At 39.1% G+C, this 6,000-nt stretch carries 6 protein-coding genes; 3 read left to right on the top strand and 3 right to left on the bottom strand.

Features of this window, described 5'->3' with window-relative positions; translation table 11 throughout:
* The first annotated feature begins 155 nt into the window (after nt 1–155).
* Both HC000_RS14090 and HC000_RS14095 read left to right on the top strand, forming a co-directional pair.
* Nucleotides 156–1,028: a DMT family transporter gene (locus tag HC000_RS14090; protein ID WP_179807982.1), complete on the top strand. Its 873-nt coding sequence runs from the start codon at nt 156–158 to the stop codon at nt 1,026–1,028.
* Between the two features lie 59 nt (nt 1,029–1,087).
* Nucleotides 1,088–1,879 (top strand): aspartate dehydrogenase domain-containing protein, encoded by a 792-nt coding sequence (locus HC000_RS14095; protein ID WP_179807983.1) that lies wholly within the window; start codon nt 1,088–1,090, stop codon nt 1,877–1,879.
* Between the two features lie 151 nt (nt 1,880–2,030).
* On the opposite strand, the gene HC000_RS14100 is transcribed toward HC000_RS14095, so the two are convergent.
* The 3 genes from HC000_RS14100 to HC000_RS14110 all read right to left on the bottom strand — a co-directional run bounded on the left by HC000_RS14100 (nt 2,031) and on the right by HC000_RS14110 (nt 4,660).
* A complete protein-coding gene (locus HC000_RS14100; protein ID WP_179807984.1) occupies nt 2,031–3,158 on the bottom strand; it encodes a zinc-binding dehydrogenase in 1,128 nt (375 codons plus the stop codon).
* A gap of 68 nt (nt 3,159–3,226) precedes the next feature.
* Nucleotides 3,227–3,901 carry a glutathione S-transferase family protein gene (locus tag HC000_RS14105; RefSeq protein WP_179807985.1) on the bottom strand — a complete coding sequence of 225 codons (675 nt, stop codon included), beginning with the start codon at nt 3,899–3,901 and terminating at the stop codon, nt 3,227–3,229.
* A 327-nt stretch (nt 3,902–4,228) separates the two neighbouring features.
* On the bottom strand, nt 4,229–4,660 hold the full coding sequence (locus tag HC000_RS14110; protein WP_086996219.1) for a PACE efflux transporter: 432 nt from the start codon (nt 4,658–4,660) through the stop codon (nt 4,229–4,231).
* Nucleotides 4,661–4,870: 210 nt separating this feature from the next.
* Here HC000_RS14110 and HC000_RS14115 point away from each other — a divergent pair, with 210 nt between their 5' ends.
* Nucleotides 4,871–5,755 (top strand): LysR family transcriptional regulator, encoded by an 885-nt coding sequence (locus HC000_RS14115; protein WP_338411058.1) that lies wholly within the window; start codon nt 4,871–4,873, stop codon nt 5,753–5,755.
* Nucleotides 5,756–6,000 lie beyond the last annotated feature (245 nt).

Genomic DNA, 6,000 nt, shown 5'->3' on the forward strand with positions numbered 1-6,000 from the left:
ATTGCGACTTTCTTATATGGTGTTTTTGTAAGCCTTTATTACCTTATCAATTTTAAGCTAAGAATGGTGCAAGGGATCATGTTGGCTATGCAATTTAATGGCAACATTTCTTAGAGCGACTACTTCATTCTAATTTATAAAGGAATCATTTAATTATGTGGATAATTTTTGCATTACTCGCCACGTTTTTTTTTGGCGCACGAGGAATAATGTATCAATGGACATCCCAGAAAAAAATTGATCGAAACTTATTATTATTCGGTGTGTTTTTTGTCGGATTTATAATCAGTATTTTGGGTGTAACCTTGTTAAATCAAAAGTGGTATGGCTGGGCTGATATTGCTGTTGGCTTAGCGCTGGGTTTTGGCTCTTTTGCCGCGAATGCTTTTTTGCATAAAGGTTTTTCGGTTGGAAAGGCTTCGCTTATTAGTATTTTGTCGGGTTTAACTCCTTTATTTGTGTTGGTTTTTGCCTTTTTATTATGGCAAGAAACCTTAACAACGCTGCAGCTAATTGGCTTTTTTATTATTTTTGGTGGGCTTTATATTATTCGCTACTCTAATGATATTTCGTTTACTAATTTACAAGGGGCGCAATGGGGGTTACTGGCTGCATTATTCTTTTCGTTTAATGACTTACTAGGTAAGCAGTCTACTTTGCTGGAGGCCGATACGTTCGCTACGCTCACCTCTATGTTTGGTTTTGGTAGTTTGCTTTTTGCTATTAGTTGGTTAGTAAGTAACAAAAAACAGGCCAGTGACACAAATGACTCTCGGCCTAATTGGTCGCCAGTAAAAACGTTTTCTTGTGGGTTACTTATTGGATTGACGAATGTGGCTGGCATGGTTGCAATAATATCGGCTTTTGCAATTGGCAATACAGGGCTGGTTTCTGCTATTTCTGGAATGAATATTTTAATAATTCTTTTGTACTCGCGCATTATTTTAAAAGAGTCGTTTACTCGCCAAGAGCTGTTAGGGCTAACGACCGCTTTTATAGGGGTAATTGTACTAAGGCTGAGCTATTAACGCTTAAAACCACACACAGTAAGGACGTTTCGGTAAATAATTAAATAGGAATAGTAAAAATGAAGAAGAAGTTAGCACTAATAGGGTGTGGCTATTTAAGCCAAACTATTGCTCAGGCTGTAAAAAGTGGCTCTCTTGCTGGTTACGAGCTAGTTGCGGTATTAGGCAGAAACCCAATTAGAACCAAACAATTTGCTGATTACTTTAACTGTACACCATGCACAGATATTGATGCGTTTATGGCTTTAAAGCCTGAGTTTGTAGCCGAAGCTGCATCGGCGGTATCTGTAACCGATTATTGTGAAAAAATATTAGCCGCTGGCTCGCACTTAATTGTTTTATCTACGGCAGCATTTGCAGATGTAGCTTTGTACCAAAGAGCCATAGCAGTAGCATTAAAAAATAATACTAAAATATACATTGCCGGTGGTGCAACAGGTGGCTTTAACCTGCTTCAAACCGCTTCATTTATGAGTTCAACACCGATTGATGTAACAATAACATCTAAAAAATCACCTGGTTTTATTGCTCGAACCCCTTTTAACAAAGAGGGCTTAATGAACATAACTGAGCCAGAAAGAGTTTTTAGCGGAACAGCTAAGGAAATTATTGATATTTTTCCTTATGTTTTTAATGTTATTTATGCAACTTCGCTAGCAAGTGCGGGGCCAAAAGCAACTAAATTTAATATTGATGCTGTGCCTAACTTTGCTGGAGATGACTACAGAATTGAAGTTAAAGGTGAACAAGTAGCTTTAGATTTAACAATTAAATCGGGCGATTATGCTATTGCAGCATGGAGTGTGGTGTCTATTTTAAATAATGCGGCTTCTCCGGTCGTTTTTATGTAAAACACTAAGCTGAGCGGCTATAGCAGCCTGCTATTCTCACCTTATAATATTTATTATTCATAAATAAAAAGCCGATACTGCAATCAATATCGGCTTTTACCTATTTGTAATTCAGGTATTAAAAAACTAATTAGTTATTGCTGAGTTTTAATTAGCTTTGCGGTGTAATTAAGTATTTTTCGCCTGTGGCTTGTTTAGAGTAAGCCGCTATTGATGCTAATTGTAGCGCCTCAGACAACGACACTTCATGGGTGTAATTACTGGCAAATGTGGTAGTAATTTCATCGGCTATACGTTTACGCATTGCCACTACCGTATTCGTGCCTAATTTACCAAGCGCATTAAATAATAAAAACCCATTTACGCCCCAAGCAAAGCCAAAATTACGATTTAGCGTAATAGGGCCGCGATCAAGTGCGCCATAAATATAAACTTGCTTGAAAGTATCTGAGCCATACACGCTATACTCTTCTACGTCGCGAGTTATAGCAGCTTCCATACAGTTAAGAATGTCGCTGGTTAGTTGGCCACCGCCAATTGGATCAAACGCAATTGTGGCACCAGTGGCAATAATTGCTGCGGTTAAATCCTCAAAAAACGACTCACTACTAGAATTAACCACATACTTTGCGCCCATGTTACGTAACAGTGTTTCTTGCTCTGTTTTGCGTACAATATTAACTAAATCAATACCGTCGGCAATACAAATACGGTTTAACATTTGCCCAAGGCTAGATGCCGCCGCCGCATGAATAATAGCTTTATGGCCTTCGGCGCGCATGGTTTCTACCATAGCTAGTGCTGTAAGCGGGTTAACAAAAGACGATGCGCCTTGCTTAGCGGTAGTGCCTTCTTTTAACTCTAAGCAACTTTGTACATTAACGCAGTGATATTGACGGTACGTTCCGCCGCCAATTACAGCAACCATTTTACCCATTAATGCTTGTGCCGCTGGCGATGAGCCCGCAGCAACTACAGTACCGGCACCTTCATTACCTACAGGCGTTGCTTTATTAACACGTGTTTTGAGCGCTGGCATAAACTTAGCTGGCACATTAGCTGTAATAGCTGGGCTTTGCCCAGTACCCGATTGCGTTGCTGTAGACATGTCAGCGGCGCTGAACATAACCGCTAAATCAGATGGGTTTAATGGCGCAGCTTCAATGCGAATAACCACTTCATCGGCACTTGGTTGTGGCATGTCGATGTTTTGTAAGGCAAGCGTTAGTGTGTTGTCTTCGCTGATTGTTGAAGTAAGTTGGATATTTTTGTCTGTCATCGGGATTTGCTCCTGCACATTATTAAATTAGTTAAACCAATAAGGTTAATGAATTGGCTGTTTTATAGCTAAGCATTAGCTGCTTGAATTTGCGCTGTGACCTTTTGCATAAACTCGGGCATGTTTGCGAGCCGATCTACCTCTACTTTTTGCGCAATAGCAGATTGGCGCATGGTGTCGTTCCACTGTTTCATTCCCGGTACATCACCCAGTACATCCCAATTAAGTTGGCTGGCACCAAAAGCGTTAACTATGGTGTTTACGTGATAAACGTAAATATCTGCCATAGTAAACTGCTCACCCGCAATCCAAGGTGAAAACTTACACAAGCGACTCAAGGCGGTAACACCACGGGTTAACACTTGGCGTACCTCATTTTTAAGCGATTCTGGCGCGTTTGTACCACTAAACGCATACGGTATAAAGCGTCTGCTTGGCAGTTCAAAGTACAGCTCTGCTATTTTCATTATTTGGCGCACTGCTGCACGCTCGGTGCTATTTTTTGGATAAAGCGGAATATCTGGGTATGACTCTTCAATATAGTCGCAAATAACACTCGACTCTGAAATATTAACGCCCTGAGATGTTGTTATAACTGGCACTTTACCCGCAGGACTCATTGCCAGTAACTCGTCACTACCGCCGTAAATAAGGTGCTCTTTAAATGGCAGTTCTTTATATAAAAGTACATGTTTTACTAGGTTGTAATAGTTGCTAGCAGCAAAACCGTGCAAAGTAATCATAATAAATTTTCCATCATTAACGTGAAGGGACTTTTTAATTACCTAAAATGCAATTAATGCCTCAGTGCTTAATACACTGCGACTGGACTATTTAAGCTAAACACATTATTACTGGTTTTAATTTGCTTATATATAGGGGTAAATGCTAATAACTTTTGCTTTTAAGACAAAAATAGAAAACTATTTGGCAAGGAGGTAGTGGCGGTACTAGCGCTCCCTATTTACATTTTTTAATAGGGAACCCCAGCTAAAGAAGTTATTTTTGTTGGTAATAATTTACGTTAAATTAAGTAAAACAGGCGAGCTCAGCAAAGTTATGCCAACAGGCTAAACTTGGTTATTACAAGCTCGGCGCTGAATTACTGCGGCTCTAATATGGTCGTAACTCAAGTTAAATAAAAAAGCATAAATAGTAATAAAAATAGTCACGCCTAAGTCCATTAAAAAAGCATTCCATAAGCTCACCGATAATAAATAAGCCATAATTGGAATAGTTAACACCAGTAAACCCGCTTCAAATAAGATAACGTGAAATAGCCGCATTGAAAAAGTACGCTTAGTTTTATCTCCTTTAACATAAAGATCAAAAACCCAATTAAAAGCATAATTCCAAACCATGGCGACACTCGCAATAACTATCATAGTTCCTGATAATGCAGCGATATCGTGCTCAGTAAAAGCAGCTAAACCGGCAATCGATAAAGTTACTGCTATTACTTCAAATGACACAGAGTGAAACACACGCTCTACAGCTCTCATTGTTATATTTCTCCAATAAAGGTATTACTTTAAAATTAAGTGATTAACACTAGGCAATTAACACTAAGGTGATAAAAAAGGATAACGAAATTATTAAGCGGCGATTATGACAGTCAATCAAAACAGATAAAGTTAACAGCTATCACGAATAGTGATAATCTGAGCCAAATACCTGTAACTCTCAGACACACCATGTATAGCTTCGAGCAATTGAAAGTATTTATCACTGTATGCGACACCGGATCTTTTTCAGCTGCTGCTCGTAAATTAAAGCGTGCTCAATCGGGGGTAAGTCAAGCAATTGCAAACCTTGAAATAGCCATTAATCAAGAGCTGTTCAATCGTGATAAAAACACTCCGGTATTAACTGATAACGGCAAAACCTTGCTGCCAATTGCAAAGTCTATTTTGCATCAACAAAAGTATTTTGATCAAACAATAGAATCGCTAGCAAAAGAGCATGAGCATGAAATGGTTATTGCTGTTGATGAGAGTGTAATGAGCCCAGACTTTTTAAATATTCTCATGCCGCTTGCCGATAAATACCCAATAACTCACTTTGATATCATCACCACCTCAACCTTTGATGTAGAACAACTCGTTCGTTCGGGTAGGGCGCAAGCCGGTATTGTTTATGCCGACGGTGAGTTAAAGGTGGATATGGATTTTTTCTTGCTAGGGCAAGCACGCTTTTTAACCGTTGCATCATCGACCCACGAATTAGCCAAACTAGCTAAAGTGCAAGGCTCTGATTTAAAACGTTATAGACAATGTGTACATCGCAGTGCTGAACATAAGGAGTTATGGTTTAGTTACGGTATTAGCTCTATGTTGTGGTATGCCAACACTCACCAAACACTGGTTGAGTTAGTTCATGCGGGCATGGGGTGGGCAAACGTACCTGAGCTATCAGTAAAAGAGCAGATAAACCAAGGCCATATTGTCGCATTGCCTGTTACCCATGAGTACAATGGGTGGTTAACGCCTGTAGGATGCTTAATTTCTCGAAGCCATCAATCGGGGCCTGTACTAACGAGTTTAATTGACACTCTTCAACAGTATCATTTTAGTAAAAACAGCTGGAAAATCAGATAAGCTACCCATTGTTTTGATAGAATAATTGTCACTTTTAAACAAATTAATCTATCATAAATACATAAATTTTAGAGCCTGCTTTATGATAATTTGAGGGCGTTTTTCTGCTTAAATTTTGCATTTAAAAAACCAGGGATTAATGTTTTCCTTACTCCTGCGTTTAGTAAACTCGAATTCAAGTATTAAGTGCAATCATTATGCAGCCACCAGTATTTCTGATTGCCCCGTAAATAATTCATGAGGGG

The organism is Pseudoalteromonas sp. MIP2626 (genome assembly GCF_013414205.1).
Lineage (GTDB): Bacteria > Pseudomonadota > Gammaproteobacteria > Enterobacterales > Alteromonadaceae > Pseudoalteromonas > Pseudoalteromonas nigrifaciens.